The sequence below is a fragment of the Flavobacterium sp. genome (assembly GCF_035456085.1).
GTDB lineage: Bacteria > Bacteroidota > Bacteroidia > Flavobacteriales > Flavobacteriaceae > Flavobacterium.
Genome location: NZ_DATIDY010000263.1, coordinates 1 through 23,947 on the forward strand (window position 1 = coordinate 1; position 23,947 = coordinate 23,947).

Below are 23,947 nucleotides of genomic sequence, written 5' to 3' on the forward strand. Positions count from 1 at the left end.
AAAACTTAGAATCTTAGTGACTCTAATGCTTAGAAACTTTAAAAATTTAAAATTGTATAATTGTTACTTTAAAATTATCTTTGCCCAACTTTCACACAACTAAAAAATGAGTTCAGATACTTCCAAAAGATATGCACAACGTGGTGTTTCGGCATCCAAAGAAGATGTGCATAACGCCATTAAAAATATTGACAAAGGTTTATTTCCACAGGCTTTTTGTAAAATTGTGCCAGATTATTTAACCCAGGATGAAGATTATTGTTTGATAATGCATGCTGACGGAGCTGGAACAAAATCCTCATTAGCTTACATGTACTGGAAAGAGACCGGAGACATTTCAGTTTGGAAAGGTATCGCTCAAGATGCCCTAATCATGAATATTGACGATTTATTATGCGTTGGTGCTACCGACAATATTTTACTTTCGTCAACCATTGGTAGAAATAAAAATGTAATACCTGCTGCAGTCTTATCAGCTATTATCAATGGAACTGAAGAATTGATAAAGGAATTAGATTCTTTTGGAGTAACTATCCATTCAACAGGAGGAGAAACTGCCGATGTTGGAGATTTAGTTAGAACAATAATCGTTGATTCTACAGTTACTGCCAGAATGAAACGTTCTAAAGTAATCGATAATGCCAATATAAAAGCCGGTGATGTTATTGTTGGATTGGCTTCTTTTGGACAGGCGACTTATGAAAAAAGCTATAACGGCGGAATGGGAAGTAACGGATTAACATCTGCTCGTCACGATGTTTTCGGAAAATATTTGGCAACAAAATACCCAGAAAGTTACGATTCAGCAGTTCCAAGTGAACTTATCTATTCAGGTCAAGTTCAATTGACTGATGCTGTTGAAAATTCTCCAATCGATGCCGGACAATTAGTACTTTCTCCAACAAGGACTTATGCGCCAATTATCAAGAAAATTTTAGATAAATATACTTCTCAGGAAGTTCACGGTATGGTTCACTGTAGTGGTGGAGCGCAAACTAAGATTTTACATTTCGTTCAAAATTTACATATTATAAAAGACAATTTATTTCCAGTTCCACCTTTGTTCAAATTGATTCAGGAACAATCCAAAACAGATTGGAAAGAAATGTATCAGGTTTTCAATTGCGGACACAGAATGGAAATCTACGTTCCGGAAGCTATTGCTCAAGACATTATCGAAATTTCAAAATCGTTCAATGTCGACGCTCAAATTGTAGGTAGAGTAGAAGCTTCAGATTCAAAAAAACTGACAATTAACAGCGAATACGGAACGTTCGAATATTAATTAAAGAGTTACTAAGAAACTAAGTTGCTGAGATTTTATACTATTTCAGTCATAAAGAGTCTTAGTGTCTCAGTATCTCAGAATCCTTGTAACTTAAAATTATGTACGAACTACTTTTTTGGCAATATCAGGAAGGAATCTATCTCAACCATCATTTGGTTTACGAAGCTTTGGTCGAACAACAAGAAGTAGAAGGTCTTGAAACACTTCCTGTTACTGTGATTTTAAACAGAATCAACAGTGTGTTTTCCAATTGGGAAAAAGTAGATGAAAATAGTTGGAAAAATCCAAAAGGTAAAGGTGCTTTCCAAGTAAAAACCACACCGCAAAGCATTCAAATTGATTGCTATGGTACTGAAGGCAAAACGATGAATCTCCTAGCAGATACCTTGGAAGAATTCAAATGTCCTTTGTATGATCCACAAGTTCCAGTGCGTTACGACGAAATGAACGAATAATTTTTTCAGGAGCTAATCCAGCTGTACGTTGCAATCCCACAATCTAAAAACACTTTTTTCTAAGTCATAAAAGGAGCTTCCGTTGGTCGCTCTTTTATAACAAGAAAAAAATAGTGTTTTTAGGCTGTGGGATTTTCACTTCCATCTGGGCTAATGTCATCAGAAGTTTTTGATACTATTTCGGAGTTTTTTAAATTAGCTAAAAAAACTATGTCCCACACCCAATTTCCTCAAAATATAGTTCTTGAAGATGAATTTGTATTACTCCGACCTTTAGAATTGACAGATGTAAAAAATCTTTTAGATATTTCGCTCAATGAACCTGAAACCTGGAAATATTCTTTAGTTCGTGCCGATGGAAGAGAGAATCTGGAAAAGTATATTGAATTAGCCATAAAAGCGAGAGATGATAAAAAAGAATATCCCTTTATTGTCTATGATAAAAAGTCGGGAAGATATGCTGGAAGTACTCGTTTTTGCGATATTAATTTATCGTTCCAGAATTTGCAATTAGGCTACACCTGGTATGGAAAAGATTTTAGAGGAACAGGACTCAACAAACATTGCAAATATCTTTTGCTGGAATTTGCTTTTGAAATTCTGGGAATAGAACGAGTAGAATTTCGTGCCGACAATAACAATCAACGAAGTATCGCTGCCATGAAAAGCATCGGCTGCAAAGTCGAGGGAGTGTTGCGTAATCACGCACCAATAGCAGGTAGTAGTAACCGCAGAGATAGTATTATTTTGAGTATTCTAAAAGAGGAATGGTTTAATGAGACAAAACAAAATTTAGCCAAAAAGCTTTAAATCTAAACCTGTGGCTGTTTAGGAAATGAAAGATGAAAAGTGGTGCCTATATTCTCTTCACTTTCAATCCAAATTTTGCCGCCGTGTTTTTCGATAAATTCCTTGCAAAGTATTAAGCCTAATCCAGAACTAGGTTCGTCTTCAGTTCCTTTTCTGTTTATTTTTGTATCTAATTGAAAGGCATTCATAACCATTTCAGCATTCATTCCTATTCCTGTATCAGAAATTGAAATAATTGTGTTGTTAGCATCTTCTTTGGCTTCTATTTTTATTGCACCCTTCTTTGGGGTGAATTTAATTGCATTGGATAATATATTTCGAAAAACCGATTGTGATATGTTTCGATCTGCATAAATTTCTAATGAATCGTCTATCGAGTTTTCAATAACTAAATCTTTTTTGTTTGAAGCATCCTGTAGCATTGCAGTACATTCCTTTACGATTTGTAATAGATTGTGGTTTTTTGGTTTGAACGCAATTAATCCTTGTTCCATTCTGGACCATTCGAGTAAGTTGTCCAGCAGACTACTGAGGTTATGGGCTGAACTTCTCATATTTACAGCGGTAAACTGGATTTCTTCTTTATCCAGCATATCGATGTCCTCGGCTAATAATTCTGTCAGGCCTAAGAAACCGCCGAACGGACCTCTTAAATCATGAGCAATAATCGAGAAGAACTTGTCTTTTTGTTTGTTGACAGTGGATATTTCTTTGTTCTTTTCCAACAACATTCGATTTGTCTTTCTTTTTAATGCATATAACAATAAAATTAATGACAATAGAATTGCTGTGGCGATTGTTATGATTACCAAAGTATAAACTTTTCGAGAATCGCGTTTGATATGAAGTTTTTGAATTTCAATTTTTTTATCTCTTAGTTCAAATTCCTTTTCGGTTTTGATTTGTGACAATCTGTTTTCTTTTTCATAAGTCAAAACTGTTTGGTCTATATTGACATATTTTTTATAGCATTCTAAAGCCATTTTGAATTCACCATTCTCTTCATAGCTTTTAGATAATTCAATATAACATTCATTTACTTTATCGAATTTTCCATCTTCGGTAAAAAGACGGATTGATTCGATAAGATTTTTAATGGCTAGTTTCAAATATTTGCTTTTCTCACTTTTGTGTTCGAAGGAAAAATTATAGTTTGCTCTCCCTATTTCAAGATAGGTGCTTGCAATATGATAACGGGATTTTATTTTGATAAATCCGGTTAATGATTCATCATAGAATTGCAAAGCTGTTGCATATTTCTTCTGGAAATTATATGTTTTTCCAATATTGAAGTTGGCGATGCTAATTCCATATACATCAGTAGTTTCGCTGTATTTTTGTTTTGCTTTTATATAATATGCTAATGCTTTCTCATAATCACCCATTTTGTTATAAATTTCGGCCATACCGAAAAGGTCATTTGCCGTCTGATAAATGTGGTTGATTTTGGTATTTATTTGGTATGCCGAATTAAAATAAGTCAAGGCTTGCTTGTAATTCCCGATATCTCCATACACGGTTCCAAGATGGTTATAATTATCCGATGTATTCTTTTGGTCTTTTAATTCTTTATAATAGAATAAGGCTTTTTTAAAGTTTTTTATTGATTTTTCGTAATTCTTTGTTACCCAATTGCACATTCCCAAATGATTGTAGGCCACAGCCATTCCTTTTTTCCAATTTATTTTTGTGGATATATTCAGGGCAATTTCTGAATATCCCATTCCAATTGAAGGATTTCGGTAAAAATTGTGAAAACAAATTTCATTAAGAATATTTATCTTTATTGTATCGTTTTTTGCTTTTTTTAATTCAATCTTTAATGAATCTATTTTCATTAAATCATTATCTTGAGCAAAACCAGTGACAGTAATCATTAAAAAAATGATAAGGATTGCTATTTTTTTCATTTTAAAGGGGCATTAATTGATTTGGGTTTTTTAGGAAATGAAAGATGAAAAGTGGTGCCTTTATTCTCTTCACTTTCAATCCAAATTTTACCGTCGTGTTTTTCGATAAATTCCTTGCAAAGAATTAAACCTAATCCAGAACTAGGTTCATCTTCCGTTCCTTTTCTGTTTATTTTTGTGTCTAATTGAAAGGCATTTGTAACCATTTTTGCATTCATTCCTATTCCTGTATCAGAAATTGAAATGATGGTGTTATCAGCATCTTCTTTGGCTTTTATTTTTATAGCCCCCTCCTTTGGTGTGAATTTAATTGCATTGGATAATATGTTGCGAAAAACCGATTGTACAATGTTGCGGTCTGCATAAATTTCTAATGCATTGTCGATTGAATTTTCGATAATTATATCTTTCTTATTTGAAGCGTCTCGTAGTGTTGTTGTACATTCCTTTATAATATTTGATAAATTGTGATATTTTGGTTGAAACTGAATTAATCCTTGCTCCATTCTGGACCATTCAAGTAAGTTGTCCAGCAGGCCACTCAGGCTATATGCTGAGCTTCTCATATTTATAGCTGTAAATTGAATATCTTCCTTGTCCATCATATCAATATCCTCGACCAATAATTCTGTTAAGCCTAAGAAACCACTGAACGGACCTCTTAAATCATGAGCAATAATCGAGAAGAATTTGTCTTTTTGTCTGTTAATATTGGATATCTCTTCGTTTTTTTCCAATAACAATATGTTGGATTTTTTTTTCGAAACATATAAATTTAAAAATAGCACCAATAATATGACAGTTGCGAATGTTATGGTTACCAAAAGATATAGTTTGCGGGAATCACTTTTAATTTTCAGTTTTTGAATTTCAATTTGTTTATTGCGTAATTCAATTAACTTTTGGCTTCTCATTTCTCCTATCTTGGCTTCATTTTTATAAGACAAAATAGATTCTTTGATATCGACAAATTTTTCAAAATGCTCTAAAGCTAATTTGTAATTTCCACTGTCTTTATACGCTTTATGCAATTGCTCATGGCATTCGTTAATTTTGTCAAAAGTGCCAAATTCAGTAAAAATATTCAAAGCTTTCTTTAGATATTGAAGGCTTAGATCGAGATTTTTTGCTTTGTTTTTTTGGGATTCTAAAGATATATTATAATAGGTTCTCCCCATTCCGAGATAGGAATCAGTAAGGAAATATTTTGCACGGTCATCAAAATTCCTCAACGCTGCCTCATAATATTCTATAGCTTTGTCGTATTGTTTTTGATCTTCATATATTTTCGCAATTTTATTATAGCAGTCACCTTGGCCATTTTTGTCAAATAATATTTGATAGATTTCTCTGGCTTTTGAATAATATTCAATGGCTTTTTGATAGTTTTTTAGCTGATAAAATGCTTTGGCTATACTGCCAAGATTGTAGCCTATAGCAACTTTGTCTTTCGTTATCTGGTTTACTTTGTAAGCTTTAAAGAAATAATTAAATGCCTGATTGTATTTTTTTATTTCGAGGTTCAATAATCCCAAATGATTTAAAGCATTTGCTATACCTTGTTGATCTTGTATTTTTTCATTGTATACTAATGATTTTTGAAAATATTTTATAGATGCAGCGAAATTGGCATCAACCCAGTAGCAAATACCCAAGTTGCTTGCGGTTGTTGCAATCCCTTTTTCCCAGTTTATTTTTGTAGCAATAAGTAGCGCTTGTAAACCATAAACAGCAGCTATCTTGGGTCTCTCATAATAACTACCACTAGTCATTTGGTTTAATATGTTTACTTTGGTAGTGTCTGCTTTTGCTTTTGTTAACTCTATTTTTAAGGAGTCAATTAATTTAATTCCTTCATCTTGAGCAAATAAGCTATTCACAGCCAGCATCAAAATAATAATGGCTAACCTCTTCATTTCTTACCTTTAATTGGATTCAATTGTATATTTTTTAGGAATACTGAAGTTGACTGTTGATCCTTCTTTTTCAACACTCTCGATCCAAATTTTTCCCCCATGCTTCTCTATAAATTCTTTGCAAAGAATTAGCCCTAAACCAGAACTAGGTTCGTCGTCAGTTCCTTTTCTATTGGTTTTTATATCTATTTTAAAAATATTTTGGAGGATTTTAGCACTCATTCCTATTCCTGTATCCGTAATAGAAATGATAGTGTTTTTATGATTTTCTGTGGCTTTTATTTTAATAGTACCTTCCCTTGGTGTAAATTTTATAGCATTCGATAAAATATTTCGAATAACGGATTGTAGAATATACTTATCTGCACATATTTTCAAAGATTCATCAATTAATGTTTCAACTTGAATCTTTTTTTTGTTGATAGAATCTTCTTGAGTTTCAATACATTCTGCTATTATTTTTGAAATGTTATATTTTTTTGGTGCAAAAGGAATTAGTCCTTGTTCCATTTTGGACCATTCTAGTAAATTGTCTAATAGTCGGTTCAAGTTATTGGCTGAACTTTTCATATTCACTGCCGAAAACTGAATTTCTTCTTTGTCCATACTATCGATATCTTCTGCTAACAGTTCTGTTAATCCTAAGAAACCACTAAACGGCCCTCTCAAATCGTGAGCAATGATTGAAAAGAATTTGTCCTTTTGTTTATTAATGTTTATTATCTCTTCGTTTTTTTCTAATAATAATTTATTTGTAGATGTCTTTATCATATACAAATAGAAAAATAGAATTAAAAGAACAGCAATCGATAGAGTTATCGTAACGAGTAAATAGACTTTTTTGGAAGCACTATTTATTTTTAGTTTCTGAATTTCAATTTGTTTGTCGCGAATGTCAATTTCTCTTTTAGATTGAAGATTGGCTAATTTGTTTTTATTTTTATCAGAAAATAATGAATCCTGTAAGATGTTGTGTTTTTCAAAATTGTCCAGTGCCTGTTCGAAATTACCTTGTGCTTTGGTCGTTTTGTAAAGCTCTAAATATGACGAATTCAAGCCTTCAGGAATCTGTATTTGGTTAAACAATTGGTTTGCATGATTTAGATATTCAAACGATTTCGCTAATAATTGTTTTTTGGCGTTCGGATTTTCCAAAGCCATTTTATAATAAGTCGACCCAATCTCAATGTATGTATTTCCGATATTGTAGCTCTGGTCTTTATCATAACTTTCCAAAGCTTTTATTAGATAGTCTAAGCTCTCGGTATATTTTTTCTGATCAGCAAATATTTTTCCAATTTTAGAATAGACATAAGCTAGTCCATTCATGTCATGCATAGTATGATTCAACTCTTTTGACTGATTATAAAACTTAAGAGCTTTTTCGTAATTTTTTTGCAAATAATGAGCAACTGCAATATTATTAAGATTGTAAACCATTAATACTTTATTATTGGTTTCTTTATTTATATCATACGCTTTACTGAAATAAGTAAAAGCCAAATTGTATTTTTTAATTTCAAGATGAGTCAATCCTAAATTATTATAAGCCGCCGAAATACCATTTTTATCATTCAGCCCTTGATAAATAAAGAGCGATTTATAAAAGCAGTTGATAGCTTTGCTAAAATCTGATAATACCCATTGGCAAACGCCAATGTTGTCGTTAGCTTTGGCGATTCCTTTTTTCCAGTTTATTTTTGTTGCTAGTTTAAGGGCTTTTTCTCCAAAATATATTCCTTCTCGTGGCTTGGTGTAAAAATAATTGCTCGTAATCTTGTTCAGAATATTGATTCTGGTTGTGTCTGGCATTACTCCTTTTAAAGAAGCTTTTAAAACTTCAACAGACTGTGAATAGTCTTCTTGTTTGGCAGCAATTCGTTTTAAAGTTTGATTCGATAAAGCAATATATTTCTCTTTATTTTTTAAATCAGATTTTGAAAGCAATAGATACACATTGCTTAATTGATTAAGCGTATTATTGATGTTGTTTGTTTGGTTTTTATCAAATTTTTTTAAAGCTTCAGAAAAATTATCTACGGCTTTTTCATATTTTTTTTCCTTTGCATAAATCTCACCAATTTTGGTTAAACAATAAGCATATCCGTTTGGATCATTTATCTTTTGATTTATTTGGAGTGATTGCTGATAATAATTTAGAGCCTTTTTGTAATTATTTAGATTAAAATAACAACTAGCAATGTCATTTAAATTATAGACAATTACTATCTGATTTTTTTGATGTTTGTTTAGTTGAACCGCTTTGTTTAAATAAGCAATTGCCTCTGTATAATTGGATAAAGTTTGGTTGCAAATTCCTAAGTTTCCATTTGCTTCAGCCATTCCTTTTTTCCATTGTTTTTTTTCTGCTAAAGTCAGCGCTTGTTTCGCATACTGCAATCCTTCTTTCGCATTAGTATATTTATAGCTGGAAGAAATTTCGTTAAGGAGGTTTATTTTGGTAGTATCAACAGTAGTTTTCTGAAGTTTTGTTTTTAAAATTGTTACAGCATTTTGGTCTTGACCATTAGCAAAAGAGAATGCTAATAGCAGACTAAAAAGCAGCCATTTGTTAATTTTAAAAATAAACATCATGATTATTTATTTGTCTTTTTTAAATTTGAAAATATCAATAATTAATTGATTAACGTAACGTTGCAAATTTAATTAAATCGTCGACATATTGGGATGTCTAAACGATTAAATGTGTTAATTTATATATATTATAAAATTAATCCTACTTTTTAATTAAAATTTTTTGAATAATAATTATAAAGTCCTACATTCAATTTTTTATGAAAATCAAATTTTTTTATCGGTTTTTTTATAAGTAAGTTTTTTGGATATTTTTTTATTTGAATGAAAATACTTTTGAATGAAATTGGATACCTTTGCAATAAAAGAAAAAGAATGAAAATAAATCTCAAAAACGGAATAGATAAACTCATTTTTGGAATGAAACAAAGTGATGTGATTGCTATTTATGGTAAGCCTAATAAAAATTATAACGACGAGGATGATAATGTGATTTTGGTATATAATGCTCTTAAAATCCGTATGACTTTTTACAAAGATGAGGATTTAAGATTAGGATATTTGGTAGCTTCTAGTCCCGATTTAGAGTTATTTGGCAACAAAATAATGTACAGAAATATTACCGCTGTCAAAAAAGATCTAGCTCAAAAAGGTATAACCAAATTTACTCAAGAAGAGTTCGATACTTTTGAAAATTATTTTAATGAAGAAAATTGGATCATTTTGCAAACTGAATTTGATGAAGTTGTTAAATTCGAAATAGGCGCAATAATCAACAGCAAAGATGAATTTGAATGGAAGTTTAAAAAGTGATTAGTTCTTAGTAATTAGTTCTTAGTGATTAGTTCTTAGTGATTAGTTCTGTGTGAATTGGCCATTTTTAAATAAATATTCGAATCTTGGAAACTCAGAATCCTAGCCACTAAAAAAAAAAGCAAAAGCCACGACAGATAATAAATGTCGTGGCTTTTGCTTTTTATAAAACTAAATTATTCCTGTTTTTCAAACATCTCCAGTTCGAAAATCAAATTGGCATTTGGTGGAATTACTCCTCCAGCACCTCTTTCGCCGTAGGCTAAATCTGAAGGAATAAAAATGATTATTTTTTCACCATAAGACATAGTTCCTATTCCTTCAAGGAATCCTGGGATTAGGCCGTCTTTTCTTCCAGCTTCAAAAGGAAAAGGTTTGTAGCCGTTTTGTGCAGCTCTATTAGCATCAAATTTTCCGTAGGCTTTGCTTACGTCTTCATAACTGCTGTCAAATAAAGTTCCGTCTTCAAAATACCCTGCATAATGAAAATAAAAAGTAGATCCATTAGCTGGTTTTACACCTGTTCCTTTTTTTATAACGCTATACGCCAATCCTGATGGAGTAGTAGTGGCTTTAGCTTTTTCGGCAGCAAAATAGGCAAGTTTTGCATTAATAACAGAACTATATTTGGCTATATAAGCCTTTTTTGCTTCCGCGTCAATTGCTGCTTGTTTTTTTCTGTTTTCTGCGTCAATTGCAGCTTGCTTCTTTTGATCTTCGGCTTTGTTATTGAAGTAATCTGAAAATACTTTTACAGCGTCAAACTTTTTGGCTAAATCACCTTTTCGGGTAATTGTAATTTTCGTAATCACATCATCTTGCACAATTGAATTTACAACGCTCATACCTTGAGTCACCTGACCAAAAATAGTATGTTTTCCCGTTAACCAAGGTGTGTCTTTATGTGTAATGAAAAATTGACTTCCATTAGTCGCAGGACCAGAATTGGCCATTGCCAAAATTCCAGCTTTGTCAAATTTCGAGTCATTAAACTCATCTTTGAAAGAATATCCTGGACCTCCTGACCCAACACCGTCCGGATCGCCACCCTGAATCATAAAATCGCTGATCACTCTATGGAATTTTAAACCATCATAAAAATGTTTTCCTTTTAATCTTTCAACGGTTACAAATGGGTTGGTTCCTTCTGCAAGGCTTATGAAATTAGCCACTGTGACAGGTGCTTTTTTGTAAAATAATTCAATAGTAATGTTTCCTTTATTGGTAGCAATTGTGGCAAAAATTCCTTCGGCTGGTGCGGCTGGTTTTTTTACTGTTGTAGTCGCTTTTTTGGATACAACTGCTTTTTTTGGGCTTTGTGCGTGTAAATTAAAAACTCCTAAAAAGAGTAATAATGCGATTTTGAATTTCATTTCTTTTAAGTTTAGCTTATTTCAATTAGTTTAAAATTAATTAGACATTTTGTCCTTTAATTCTATCTCAAAAATTATATTAGTATTTGGAGGAATAACATCACCGGCTCCAGCTTCTCCGTAACCAAGATGTGAGGGAATAAAAATAACAGCTTTGTCTCCAATTGACAATTTTTCAATTCCTTCAATAAAACCAGGAATTAAACCATCTTTTCTTCCAATTTGAAAAGGGATAGGAGTGTATGCATTGGCAGCAGCTCTGGCTGGATCATATTTTCCAAAAGTTTTGGAGACGTCTTCAATACTGGAATCAAATAAAGTTCCATTTTCCAAAAATCCAGCATACGGAATATAAACAGTAGTTCCAATTGCAGGTTTTTTTCCATTTCCTTTTTTAGTAATTACATATTGTAATCCTGTTCCAGTTTTGGTTGCTTTGCTTTTTAGTTTCGCAAAATAAGCTGCTTTCTGATCACAAACTGCTTTGTATTTGGCTTCGTATTCTTTTTTGGCAGCGGCTTCGGCAGCGACTTTTTGTCTTTGATTTTCTGATTCTATAATGAAGTAGTCGTGAAAAGTTTTTCGGGCATTAAATTTCTTTGCATCCACACCATTTCTGATAATAGTTACATTTTTTATGAAATCATCTTGCTCTATTTTATTAACTACCTCAAGATTATAATCAACCACATGTCCGAAAATCGTATGTTTATTGTCAAGCCAAGGAGTTTCTAAATGGGTAATAAAAAATTGACTGCTGTTTGTCCCGGGACCGTTATTTGCCATTGCCAAAATTCCTCCTTTATCAAATCTTAAATCAGAGAACTCATCTTTGAATTTATAACCTGTATCTCCAGATCCAGTTCCCAAAGGATCTCCAGTCTGAATCATAAAATCTTTGATTACTCTATGAAATTTTAATCCGTTGAAAAATGGTTTGCCTTTTAGGGTATCGTTTACAATGTATTCGTTATCTCCTTCTGCCAATGTTATAAAATTAGCAACAGTTACCGGAGCTTTTTTATAATCTAACTCTAGTAAAATAGTGCCTCTATTGGTTTCAATTTCGGCATATAATCCATCAGGTAAATTATCGTATTCTTTTTTACAAGAAATTAAAGTTATAATAAGTAATAGTACTAATAAAACATTTTTTTTCATTCTGTTTTTTTTAATTTGTTAAACTATCTTTAATAGGTTTAGGTTTTACAGCTGGAGCAGCTTTTGCAACTGTCGGAGTTTGCATTTGTTTGTTATACTGCTCTTCAGGCATAAAATCATTAAGTGTCACAGTACAAAATAAAGGCTGATTGGTTCCTATTTTGTTATTATCTCCATGATAACCAAATCCCATATGCGATGTGAACAGAAATTGTACTTTTTCTTTTTTGCGCATTAATTTTATACCGTCTCTCAATCCCATCATAATGTCTTGCTTGTCGACTTTGTAAATTTGAGGCTCTAATTCTTCTTTAGAATAAATGACATTTCCTTTTAAATCTTTTATTTCATAATCAAAAAAGGCAATGTCTCCTTTCTTCGGAGTAAGACTATCGGTTAGGTTTCTGGATTCATAATAATACCAATATCCTTTTTTGGATGCGATATATTTTTTGGATCGATCACTTTTGATAACAGCTTGGATCTGATCTTCTTCTTTTGCAATCATTTTTTTATTTCTGGCAATAGACTGTTTCATGAAGCTTCCGGACGAATGCGAAATAGGTCTTCTGGCTTCTTGAGGTTGCTTACAACTTGACATTAAAATGGCAGAGAAAAATATAATTAGTAATACTTTAAAATGATTCATAGGGGCTATATTTTTAGATTTTGTACTAAATTTTCGAATTTACTAATAGTTTCTTCCATAGAAACCATTGATTTTCCTCCAGCGGCATTACTGTGGCCACCACCGTTGAAATGATCTCTGGCAAATTGGTTGACATCAAAATCACCTTGCGAACGGAAAGAAATTTTGATAATTCCTTCTTCTTTATTTTCAATAAAAATGGCTGTGAATATGATTCCTTTTATACTCAAACCATAATTAACGATACCTTCAGTGTCACCTTTTATATAATCAAAACTATTTAGTTCTTCTTGTGTTAACGTGGTGTATGATGTTTTATGATTCATCATAACTTTCATGTTTTGCAAAGCACGTCCCAACAATTGTAAACGATTATACGAACTATTATCGAACAATAAGGCCGGAATTAAGGTGTTTTCTACGCCAAGATCGATCAATTCGGCAACAATTCTGTGAGTTGTTCCTGTGGTTTTTGGAAAACGAAAGGAACCTGAATCGGTCAATATTCCTGTATAAATGCAGGTTGCTATTGTTTTGTCTATATCTTCTTTTTTGTCTAAAAATGAAATAAAGTTATAAATCATTTCGCAAGTTGATCCAAAAGCAACGTCTGAATACGTGTAAGTCGCATAATCATCAGGTTTTTGATGATGATCGATCATGATAAAAGGAGCAGTAAGTTTTTCTAAAACCTGTTCCATTTCGCCAACTCTGTGCAATGCATTAAAATCTAAAGTAAAAATAACTTCAGCATCTTCTAATATTTTGGTGCAATTTGCTTTGTCCTTTTCGTATATTTTTACAGTTTCAGAACTTGGCATCCAAGCTAGAAAATCTGGAAAATCATTTGGAGAAATCACCGTTGGCTGATGATTGTTTTTTAATAAAAAATGATATAATGCTAATGTCGATCCCATGGCATCACCATCAGGGCCTCGATGTGGTATTATTGCAATTTTTTTTGGCGTTGATAATAACAACTGTATCGCTTGTATGTCTAGTGTATTCATAGTTTGCGAAATTACATTTTTTAAGCTATAAGTTGAAAATTTTTGGGAAATTATAAAGTGATATAGATTAAAGATATTTTAGCCCTTTTTTTCTAATACTTTGATACAAAATGGATTTTGGACCTTTTACAATTTGTGATTTATAAATTCCGATTGATCCTGAGAAAAAATAGGCGATTAAACACGCAAGCCCGATATAAAAACCACTTTCTATCCCAAAAAGTTCCATCCCCATTACTGTACATGCAATTGGTGTATGGGTAGCTCCCGAAAATACGGCAACAAATCCCATTCCTGCCAACAATGCTATTGGCAATGGAACTATAATTGATAATGCGCTGCCTAAAGTGGCGCCTACAAAAAAGAGCGGAGTAACTTCACCACCTTTAAATCCTGCTCCAAGAGTAAAACCTGTAAAAAGTATTTTTAATAAAAAATCATAAGGTGTATTTTGAATTGAAAAGGCTTTTACAATTTCGGGAACTCCTAAACCTATATATTTTGTAGTACTGATAAAATAAATCGTAATGGCAAGTACAATTCCTCCAATGAAAGGTCTCAATGGTGGATATTTTATGTTTTTAGAAAATAATTTGCCCCAAAAATGGGTAGTTCTTGAAAAAAGTAAAGCAGCCAATCCAAATAAAATACTGGAAATAAGAATCCAAAATAAAACAGTTAAATTGAATTCGGGAACAACAGGAATGCTATAATGGGTATGTTTTATTCCCCAAAATTCTACTGTAAAATAAGCGATGTAAGCTACTAGAAACGAAAGCAAAATACTTTTGATATTAATTTTGCTGAAATAAACAATTTCCAATGCGAAGATTGCTCCCGCCAAAGGGGTTCCGAAAACCGAAGCAAATCCAGCACTGATTCCTAAAATAATGATGGTTCTTCTTTCGGTTTGATTTAGTTTAAAAAGATTGGTACATAAATCAGCAATCGCTCCGCCCATTTGCACGGCAGTTCCTTCTCGTCCTGCCGATCCACCAAAGAGATGGGTGATCAAAGTTCCCAAAAGCACTAACGGTGCCATTAGAAAAGGAATCTTTTTTTCAGGTTTGTTGTACTCTTCCAAGAGGAGATTATTTCCTTTTGTAATTCTTGGATCAGCGTAATAATAAAGGTATCCAATCAATAATCCGCCAAAAGGTAAGAGCCAAATTATCCAAATATTATGATCTCTTGTTTGGGAAACAAATTCTAAAGAAACTAAAAATAATGCAGATGCAGACCCAGAAAAAATGCCTGTCAAACAACAAATGAAAAACCATTTGAGCATGACAAGCATTATTTGTTTTATTTTTTGATAATCCATTAATCGTAATACTTTTAAAACTTTGTTATGCAAAAGTATTACAATTCATAATCTTATTAGAATTATTATGATGCGATTGCTGTAAGTTCGATTTCAACCAAATATTCAGGAGCAACCAATTGGTTAATGCCGTAGAATCCAGTTGTTGGTTTAATGTCTTTAAAAAAAGTAGCATGCGCTCTGGCAACATCTTCAAATGTGCTTACGTCAGTAGTAAAAATACGTGTGCGAATTACATCTTTCATTCCTACATTGAGATCTTCAAGAACTTTTTCTACTCTTTCCAAAATATTCAAAGTTTGCGCATAAGCATCGTCTGCTTTCACTTTATCACCGTCAACGATGGCAACAGTTCCAGATATTTCGATGATGTTTCCGATACGAACGGCACGACAATATCCCATTTTGTCTTCCCATGGCGATCCAGTTAAGATGTTTTCTCTTTTCATTATTTAGCTTTTTTAGTTTGTTAATTGGTGTTAAATCATTGAAGATTTAGATTTAAGGGCGCAATTTATAAAAATTAGATTTAAAAAATGAGTTTGATAATGTGTCAAAGCCCTTATTAATACTGGTTTTTACTTTTTATAACAAAATAATAATAAATAGTGAGTAGGGCGAAAAGTTAGTGTAGTTTTCATTAAAATAAGTTATGATGCTTTCAGAGATTTAACGCTTTATTAGTTTGAATTTAGATTTTCTTAACAAGACGACAATAATAAATTATATTAGTTTTGTGATTCTATAAACAGTGTTTTTTTTATTTTTGGAAATAATGTTAAAACTAAAAACCTACTTTTTGATAGTATTTAATAAGCATATTCAAAAAATGTTCACAGACACAAATGATGAAATGCAACTTTTAACTTTCAAAAAAAAATAGATAACAACAGATGAAAAAAATATTTTTATTTATTTTTCTAATGGGTTTTGCAACTTGCACGTATGCACAGGTTGAGTTTAATAATAAATTTAAAGGAATTCCTCCTGCAAATACAAAACCAAAACCTGAAAAAAAGGAAACACCGCCAGATCCAAATGTTCCGATAATTATTCCGCCTAATATTTATAAAAATCCAAATGTTATTAAGTCGCCACCTAATCCCGTTTCTGATTATAAAATTGGAGTAAAAAGTGAGATTTCAATGATCCCGAAGGAAAGTGAGTTTATAAATCCTGGCGATGAAGTGAGAGATCGATTGAATAAAAAAACAGATCGTCAAGAAGGGCTTGTTTACCGTCGTAATCAGGATTTGGGAACATATAAAAGTGATGCCGAATCTGCCAATGTCTTATATAGAGACGCCCAATATGTTGATGGCGATTTGATTCGGGTTTATTTAAACGGAAAAGTTATCCAGTCACAAGTGTTTTTGGATAGTAATTTTAAGGGTTTTGAAATTAAGCTACAAAAAGGTTTTAATAAAATCGATTTTGAGGCGTTAAACCAAGGTTCTTCTGGTCCAAATACCGCTGAGTTTAAAGTTTATGATGACAAAAAAAATCTAATTTCTGCAAGTGAATGGAATTTAGGAACTGGTTTTAAAGCTTCAATTATTATTGTTAAAGAATAGTTTTTTTAAAAGTTGCTAAGTTTCTAAGATGCTGAGTTTCTAAGTTTTTTTTAGTTGTGAAGTATTTAATCTGCTGATTTTCTTGAGTTTTTATTTCTTGTTTTTTTTATCGTAGGTTCTTAGAAGCTTAGTGACTCAGAAGCTCAAAAAAAAATCAAAATTCAATTTTTCAATTCCGAATTTATAAAGTATTTTTGCGCATGCAACACAACGTACTTATTTTAGATTTCGGATCGCAATACACACAGCTTATTGCACGTAGAGTTCGCGAATTAAATATATTCTGCGAAATTTTTCCTTTCAATCATTTTCCGAGTGATTTATCGAGTTATAAAGCAGTAATTCTTGGAGGAAGCCCTTTTTCTGTTAGAGGAGAAGATGCGCCACATCCAGATTTATCTCAAATTAGAGGAAAACTCCCAATGCTTGCCGTTTGTTACGGAGCGCAATATTTAGCCCATTTTAGTGGTGGAGAAGTTGCCGCATCCAATACAAGAGAATACGGTAGAGCTAATTTATCCTACATTAAAGAAGGCGAAACTTTCTTTGAAGGCGTTTCTGAAAACAGCCAGGTTTGGATGAGCCACAGTGATAGTATCAAAGCATTACCAACTAATGGAGTAAAGCTGGCAAGTACACATGATGTGGAATATGCCGCTTACAAAATAGAAGGGGAAACTACTTATGCAATTCAATACCATCCAGAGGTTTTCCATTCTACTGATGGCTCAAAAATGTTAGAGAATTTCTTAGTGAAAATTGCAGAAGTTCCTCAAAATTTCACGCCAAACGCTTTCGTTGAAGAGATTGTAGCTGAAATGAAAGAAAAAATCGGAAACGACAAAGTTGTTTTAGGTCTTTCAGGAGGTGTAGATTCAACAGTAGCTGCCGTTTTATTGAATAAAGCTATTGGTAAAAATCTTTATTGCATTTTCGTAAATAATGGATTGCTTCGTAAAAATGAATTCCAAAGCGTTTTGGATCAATACGAAGGAATGGGATTAAATGTAAAAGGAGTTGATGCTTCTCAACGTTTTTACAATGCTTTAGCTGGAGTAACAGACCCAGAATTAAAAAGAAAAGCCATCGGAAATGCTTTTATCGAAGTTTTTGATGATGAATCACATAAAATTGAAGATGTTACTTGGTTAGCTCAAGGAACTATATATCCTGATGTTATCGAATCCGTTTCGGTAAAAGGACCTTCGGCAACAATCAAATCACATCATAATGTGGGAGGTTTGCCTGATTATATGAAACTTAAAGTTGTTGAACCTTTGCGTATGCTTTTCAAAGATGAGGTGCGTAGAGTGGGAGCAACTCTAGGAATCGATCCGGAATTGTTAGGAAGACATCCTTTCCCAGGACCTGGATTGTCTATTCGTATCTTAGGTGATATCACCGAAGAGAAAGTACAAATTTTACAAGATGTAGATAAAGTTTTCATCGACGGATTAAAATCTTGGGGATTATATGATAAAGTTTGGCAGGCGGGAGCAATTTTGCTTCCTGTAAACAGTGTTGGAGTTATGGGCGATGAGCGTACTTACGAAAAAGTAGTTGCACTTCGTGCCGTAGAATCTACTGACGGTATGACTGCTGATTGGGTTCATTTGCCTTATGAATTCCTGATGAAAGTTTCTAATGATATTATCAATAAAGTTAAAGGGGTGAATCGTGTAGTTTACGATATTAGTTCAAAACCACCTGCAACAATTGAGTGGGAATAGTAAGTTTTTTAACATTAAGTCGTTACATTTGTAACGACTTAATTGTTTAAACCTACTATTTTATGAAAGAATTTTCAAAGTTTTTATTGTTTGTTGCTTTTGTGTCAAATGCCTCGTTTGGACAACAATCTGCAACAAAACATACAGTTTTAAAAGGCGAAACCATCACCCAAATCGCACAAAATTACAAAACGACCCCTTCTGAAATTTATAGACTTAATCCAGAAGCGCAAAACGGAATCACAGAAAATCAAATTCTCTCGGTTCCAGAATTACTTCCAAAATCCTCAAATTCGATTACCCATATCGTTGCTCCAAAAGAAACTTTGTTTGGACTAGCAACAAAGTATAATGTCAAAGTTGATGTTATACAAAATGCAAATGCAGCGGTACTTGCTAATGGATTGCAGGTTGGTCAGGAATTAATTATTCCGCAAGAGATTAAATCTGAAAATACAGTATCAAAAAAAACGCACCTGGTTCAACCAAAGGAATCATTATTTAGCATTGCGAGACTTTACAATGTATCTGTTGAAGATTTGGACAAAATGAATTCTGCACTTCTGAAAAATGGATTGCAAATAGGACAAGAGATTACTATTCCGAACAAAAAGAAAACTTTGGATGGTAGAGTAAGAGTTATAAATGCGGAAACTATTTTTTACGAAGTAAAAGCTAAAGAAACAAAGTATTCTATAGCAAAGCAATTTGGTATTACAGTTGAACAATTGGAATCCCAAAATCCTGAGATCGTAAACGGATTGGTCGAAGGAAATAAACTGGCAATTAATGTAAAAGAAGTAAAACCAACCAACGAAAATGAAGAGTTGATGCTGGCTTTGGCTGAAAAACAAGTAGTTTTAGAAAGATCAAAAGCGAGCACTAAAGAAATTAATAGCCTAAAAGAAAAGTTACAATTACAGCAGGAAATCAATCAAAAAGTAATCAATGTAAATGGACTTTTGTCAAACTTAAAGGAAATTGATAATACTAAAGAAGGCTCAGCTGAAAAATTGAAAATGGTTTTGGAAGCCAATAAAAATATTCAAGAAATTCTTTTGGTTAAATTGGATTCATTGGTCAATACAATGAGCAAAGATTTAACGGTTTTGAAAAAAACAGAATTAGTTGACCTTGATGAATCTATTCGTTTGCAAAAAATTTCAAATGAAAATATTCAAAAAACTAATGAATTATCACAACAGCTAAAAAAACAATTGGCCGAAAACAGAAAGGTGTATTCAGGTTTGATGGATAAAGCAGAACGCATAGTTGTTGAAGAGAATCAGCAATACAAAAAAAGCATTCGTGAAAACAGTAAAACACAACCAGCTCAATCAAAGTCTTCTAAATTGACTCCAGAAGAATTAAAAACGATGGAAATGCAACAACGTGTTCGTGATTTGAACAACATACAACTAATTACAAAACTGGATTCATTGAATAATGAAAGTAAATCAGAACTAAGATTGCATATTAGCAAAGCGAGTTTTTACAGTAAACAAGCTAGAACATTTGATGATAATTTGGCTAAATTGAAAAATCAAAGCTACCAAAATAAAGCTTCAGAAGCTCAAGCGAAAAATAAAACTGGAATAGTTGTAAAACCGCTTACATTAGATCAAATCAATAAGGAATTGGCAAAACAGCCAGCTAAAGTTAAGTCGGTCAAAATCGAGAAAGTAGAAGGAGTGAAAAATGTGGAATCTGGTTATTATGTAGTCTTAGGAAGCTTTAAAGATGCTAAAGAAAGAGATGCTTTTATAAAGAAATTATCAGATTCTGGTTCTTTAGAAAGTAACTTCTTTTATAATATAAATGTGCTTTCGTATTATGTGTACTCGAAAAAGGTTGCCACCAAAGAGGAGGCACAATATGAATGTATTAAAAAACAAGGGAAACCACTTTTCGAAAAAATGTTTATTGCAAATGTAGTTTCTGAATAATCTATTTAAAGAATAAATTAACAATTTGAGGAGGTATATTTGTTATAAAGAAAGTATTTTTACTAAAAAATAAATTATAAATGACCAGATTTAATACAAACTATTTTTTTGCAATAATTGCTATCATATCTTTTTCTTTGACTTCAGTTTTAGGACAAGAAAAGATTGATAAATATGTTGTGGCCAAAGGAGAAACAATTAATCAAATTGCTCAAAAATTTAATATTACTCCTTACGAGATTTATAAGCTCAACCCAGATGCACAAAGCGGATTGAAGCCTAATAGCGTATTGTTAATTCCAAAAAGTAAAGGAAAAACTGCTGCCGCTTCAAAGCCGGCAACTAAACAATTGCCAAAAACACACGAAGTTGTAGCTAAAGAAACTTTATTTGGCATCGAAAAAAAATACAATGTTACCGATGAGGAACTAAAAAAAGCTAATCCAGATCTTGTAAAATATGGTTTGCAAATTGGTCAGATTTTAAATATTCCTTCAAAAGGTGCTGCTCAATCAAGTGTTGTAGCTAAGAATGCTCCAGTTTTTCATACGGTTTTACCAAAAGAAACAAAGTTTTCAATTGCCAAACAGTATAATATTACAATTGAGGAATTGGAACAAAAAAATCCTGATATTGTTGCTAATTTACCAATTGGTTATGAGTTGCTAATAAAAGGAAGCAGACCGAAAGCGGTAACTAAAAATGTTGCTCCGGAAACAAAAGCAACTTCTGCAAAACCAACTGCAACAGTTATAAAAGAGCCAGTTAGCTATATTGATTACACTGTAAAAGCAAAAGAAACTTTTTATAGTTTGTCCAAACAGTTTGGATTGACTCAACAACAATTGATTGAATTGAATCCAAATTTATCTGCTGGGGTTCAAGAAGGAATGGTTCTGAAAGTGCCATCAAAATCAAACCAAATTGCTGCTAATTCTACTAAACAAAAAGTTGTTTTGGGTAAAAAAACAAGTAATGATAAGAAAACGTTAGTATTAGTATTGCCTTTTAATGTTGCCAAAAATGAAGCAGATACAGTTACTTCGACTGTCAATAAATTAAACAATGATAAATTTCTAAACATGACTTTAGATTTTTATTCGGGTGCTGTAATGGCAATTGATTCTGCGAAAGTTTTAGGTCTCAATATGGATATCAAAATTTTTGATTCGAATGAAACAAAAACAACTTCAAATGTTGCGAATATTTTTAACGATCACGATGTTGCAAATGCAGATGCTGTAATTGGACCTTTTTATCAAAATAATGTCGAAAAAGCGGCTAATATTCTTAGTCAAAATAACGTGCCGGTTATTTCTCCATTATCAAGAGATAATGCAAATCCAACTCCAAATTTATATCAATCAATTGTTCCCGCTTCTGATTTAAAATCGGCGATGTTTGATTATTTAACTGCAAAACAAGGTAACACCATTGCTGTAATTGACAAGAAAAAAGAAACAATTAGAAAATATATTTTAGAAAACCACAAAGAAATAAAAATCGCTCCATTGACAGAAACTGGCGGTTTAAATGTTGAAGCTTTTAAAAGTCTGTTTGTAAAAGACAGAATGAATTATGTTATTCTCGAAACTGCCAATACAGCAATGATCAAATATACTATAAACACTATGATAAGTGTTATGGCATCATATCAAGTACAATTAGTTGTTTTGGAACAAAATGAAACTTTGGATACAGATGAAATTAATTTTGAAAATTTAACCAAGTTGCATTTAATGTATCCGTCGTCAACTCGTGAAAACAATTCTCCTGAAGCCGAATTATTCATGCAGAGTTATAGAAAAAAGAATAAAGTAAATCCAAGTACATACGCAATTAGAGGTTTCGATGTTACTTTTGATACGATGATGCGTTTATCACAAGATAAAACTTATCAGGAAACTGCCGAAACTATGATAACCGAACAAGTTGAAAATAAATTTGAATATCACAAAAAAGACGAAGGCGGTTACGTCAATAGAGGTATTTACATTTTATATTACGACACTGATTTGACTGTAAAAGAAGCAAAGTAGAATGTAGTTGGCAGTATTCAGATTTGACATTTGACATTTGACATTTTAGCATTAATAACTAACAATTCATAATTTATAATTTTAAAAAATGACTTCAAAAGTAACTTATTTAGGAGATCTAAGAACTTCTTCAACACACATACAATCAGGTACAGAAATTTTATCTGATGCTCCAGTAGACAACAATGGAAAAGGAGAAGCTTTTTCTCCAACTGATTCAGTTGCCAATGCTTTGGCTACTTGCATGATGACCATCATGGGAATCAAAGCAAGAGATTTAAATGTTGATTTTAAAGGTTCAACAGCCGCGGTGACTAAGACGATGAATGCCGAGCCAAGAAGAATCGGCGCGATCGAAATTATTTTTGAAATGGTTGGTGTTTCAGAACAAAAAGACAAAACTATTTTGGAGAGAGCAGCGATGACTTGTCCTGTTTTCTTGAGTTTGAATGAAGAAATTAAGAAAGATATTAGTTTTATTTGGAAGTAAAACATTTAAAATAATTAATAATTTCAATGAAAAGAAGCTCAATTATAGGGCTTCTTTTACTTTTTAAAATGGATCAAAACCAAAAACAACTTATAAAGCTGGCCCATACCAAAATGCCTTTCGGGAAATATGAGGGCTGGTTTCTTATTGATATTCCTGAGTATTATATCGTGTGGTATAGCAATAAAGGATTCCCAAAAGGAGAACTTGGCGAACAATTGAAATTAATTTACGAATTAAAACTCAACGGACTCGAAGAGCTAATTCGGAACATAAAAAAGAAATATCCGAAACCTTAAATAATTGGATAATTGAACAATTAGAAAATTAGATAATTTAAGATGGGTGCTATAATATAGGTGGAAATGAATTTAATTAATCATTTTCTAATTTTTAAATTATAAATTGATTAATTGGCAAATTTTATAATTGGCACATTTTCTAATTTTCTAATTAGCAAATTGTCTAATTAAATTTGTACTTTTGCCACGTTTTTTACACAACTACATACAAACAACAACAGAATGAATCAAACGAAATATATTTTTGTTACAGGCGGTGTGACTTCTTCTTTGGGAAAAGGAATTATAGCAGCATCTTTGGCAAAATTGTTACAAGCAAGAGGGTATAGAACGACCATTCAAAAGTTTGATCCCTATTTAAATGTAGACCCAGGAACATTAAATCCGTATGAACATGGTGAATGTTATGTTACAGATGACGGAGCTGAAACCGATTTGGATTTAGGGCATTACGAAAGATTCTTGAATGTTCCGACATCTCAGGCGAACAACGTAACCACCGGAAGAGTATATCTTTCTGTGATTGAAAAAGAGCGTCGTGGAGAGTTTTTGGGTAAAACAGTTCAGGTAGTTCCTCACATCACCAATGAAATCAAGGAGCGTATGCAGTTGCTTGGTAAGT

The 23,947-nt window shown here is 32.3% G+C and carries 19 protein-coding genes and 1 pseudogene; 11 read left to right on the plus strand and 9 right to left on the minus strand.

The window, feature by feature from the left end; translation table 11 throughout:
- Positions 1-106: 106 nt before the first annotated feature.
- The 3 genes from VLC96_RS18745 to VLC96_RS18755 all read left to right on the plus strand — a co-directional run bounded on the left by VLC96_RS18745 (position 107) and on the right by VLC96_RS18755 (position 2,553).
- A complete protein-coding gene (locus tag VLC96_RS18745) occupies positions 107-1,285 on the plus strand; it encodes an AIR synthase related protein (protein ID WP_325265370.1) in 1,179 nt (392 codons plus the stop codon).
- 101 nt (positions 1,286-1,386) lie between these two features.
- The gene (locus VLC96_RS18750) at positions 1,387-1,743 is read left to right on the plus strand and encodes a hypothetical protein (protein WP_325265371.1); all 357 of its coding nucleotides are present in this window, start codon (positions 1,387-1,389) and stop codon (positions 1,741-1,743) included.
- A gap of 210 nt (positions 1,744-1,953) precedes the next feature.
- Entirely contained in the window at positions 1,954-2,553 is a 600-nt protein-coding gene (locus VLC96_RS18755) for a GNAT family N-acetyltransferase (protein WP_325265372.1), read from the plus strand.
- Positions 2,554-2,555: 2 nt separating this feature from the next.
- Here VLC96_RS18755 and VLC96_RS18760 read toward each other — a convergent pair whose 3' ends face one another.
- Genes VLC96_RS18760 through VLC96_RS18770 form a run of 3 tightly spaced genes read right to left on the minus strand, consistent with a single transcriptional unit; the run spans position 2,556 to position 8,974 of the window.
- Positions 2,556-4,463, minus strand: a complete 1,908-nt coding sequence (locus VLC96_RS18760; protein ID WP_325265373.1) for a tetratricopeptide repeat protein — start codon at positions 4,461-4,463, stop codon at positions 2,556-2,558.
- Positions 4,460-6,379, minus strand: coding sequence for a tetratricopeptide repeat-containing sensor histidine kinase (locus tag VLC96_RS18765; RefSeq protein ID WP_325265375.1), 1,920 nt, complete (start codon positions 6,377-6,379; stop codon positions 4,460-4,462). Before VLC96_RS18765 ends, VLC96_RS18760 begins: the two co-directional genes overlap by 4 nt.
- A gap of 9 nt (positions 6,380-6,388) precedes the next feature.
- Positions 6,389-8,974: a tetratricopeptide repeat-containing sensor histidine kinase gene (locus tag VLC96_RS18770; protein WP_325265377.1), complete on the minus strand. Its 2,586-nt coding sequence runs from the start codon at positions 8,972-8,974 to the stop codon at positions 6,389-6,391.
- A gap of 315 nt (positions 8,975-9,289) precedes the next feature.
- Between VLC96_RS18770 and VLC96_RS18775 the strand changes: the two genes are divergently transcribed.
- Positions 9,290-9,727: a hypothetical protein gene (locus tag VLC96_RS18775; RefSeq protein ID WP_325265379.1), complete on the plus strand. Its 438-nt coding sequence runs from the start codon at positions 9,290-9,292 to the stop codon at positions 9,725-9,727.
- Positions 9,728-9,903: 176 nt separating this feature from the next.
- On the opposite strand, the gene VLC96_RS18780 is transcribed toward VLC96_RS18775, so the two are convergent.
- From VLC96_RS18780 to VLC96_RS18805, 6 genes are all read right to left on the minus strand, one after another.
- Positions 9,904-11,100, minus strand: coding sequence for a peptidylprolyl isomerase (locus VLC96_RS18780; RefSeq protein ID WP_325265380.1), 1,197 nt, complete (start codon positions 11,098-11,100; stop codon positions 9,904-9,906).
- A gap of 36 nt (positions 11,101-11,136) precedes the next feature.
- Entirely contained in the window at positions 11,137-12,261 is a 1,125-nt protein-coding gene (locus VLC96_RS18785; RefSeq protein ID WP_325265381.1) for a peptidylprolyl isomerase, read from the minus strand.
- Between the two features lie 10 nt (positions 12,262-12,271).
- Positions 12,272-12,910 carry a gliding motility-associated peptidyl-prolyl isomerase GldI gene (gldI, locus tag VLC96_RS18790; protein ID WP_325265382.1) on the minus strand — a complete coding sequence of 213 codons (639 nt, stop codon included), beginning with the start codon at positions 12,908-12,910 and terminating at the stop codon, positions 12,272-12,274.
- Positions 12,911-12,915: 5 nt separating this feature from the next.
- Positions 12,916-13,920 carry a DHH family phosphoesterase gene (locus VLC96_RS18795; RefSeq protein ID WP_325265384.1) on the minus strand — a complete coding sequence of 335 codons (1,005 nt, stop codon included), beginning with the start codon at positions 13,918-13,920 and terminating at the stop codon, positions 12,916-12,918.
- Positions 13,921-13,987: 67 nt separating this feature from the next.
- Positions 13,988-15,244: a voltage-gated chloride channel family protein gene (locus tag VLC96_RS18800; RefSeq protein WP_325265386.1), complete on the minus strand. Its 1,257-nt coding sequence runs from the start codon at positions 15,242-15,244 to the stop codon at positions 13,988-13,990.
- Positions 15,245-15,309: 65 nt separating this feature from the next.
- Entirely contained in the window at positions 15,310-15,693 is a 384-nt protein-coding gene (locus VLC96_RS18805; protein ID WP_325265387.1) for a RidA family protein, read from the minus strand.
- Positions 15,694-16,137: 444 nt separating this feature from the next.
- On the opposite strand from VLC96_RS18805, the gene VLC96_RS18810 reads away from it, so the two are divergent.
- The 7 genes and pseudogenes from VLC96_RS18810 to VLC96_RS18840 form a co-directional block, all read left to right on the plus strand.
- The gene (locus VLC96_RS18810) at positions 16,138-16,818 is read left to right on the plus strand and encodes a hypothetical protein (RefSeq protein WP_325265389.1); all 681 of its coding nucleotides are present in this window, start codon (positions 16,138-16,140) and stop codon (positions 16,816-16,818) included.
- A gap of 200 nt (positions 16,819-17,018) precedes the next feature.
- Positions 17,019-18,548, plus strand: a complete 1,530-nt coding sequence (gene guaA, locus VLC96_RS18815; RefSeq protein WP_325265390.1) for a glutamine-hydrolyzing GMP synthase — start codon at positions 17,019-17,021, stop codon at positions 18,546-18,548.
- 62 nt (positions 18,549-18,610) lie between these two features.
- Positions 18,611-20,494 (plus strand): LysM peptidoglycan-binding domain-containing protein, encoded by a 1,884-nt coding sequence (locus tag VLC96_RS18820; RefSeq protein WP_325265391.1) that lies wholly within the window; start codon positions 18,611-18,613, stop codon positions 20,492-20,494.
- Between the two features lie 80 nt (positions 20,495-20,574).
- A complete protein-coding gene (locus VLC96_RS18825; protein WP_325265392.1) occupies positions 20,575-22,533 on the plus strand; it encodes a LysM peptidoglycan-binding domain-containing protein in 1,959 nt (652 codons plus the stop codon).
- Positions 22,534-22,621: 88 nt separating this feature from the next.
- Positions 22,622-23,023, plus strand: coding sequence for an OsmC family protein (locus VLC96_RS18830; RefSeq protein ID WP_325265393.1), 402 nt, complete (start codon positions 22,622-22,624; stop codon positions 23,021-23,023).
- A 68-nt stretch (positions 23,024-23,091) separates the two neighbouring features.
- A complete protein-coding gene (locus VLC96_RS18835) occupies positions 23,092-23,322 on the plus strand; it encodes a DUF3820 family protein (protein ID WP_077377026.1) in 231 nt (76 codons plus the stop codon).
- Positions 23,323-23,547: 225 nt separating this feature from the next.
- Positions 23,548-23,947: pseudogene (locus VLC96_RS18840) on the plus strand (CTP synthase); the annotation flags it as partial.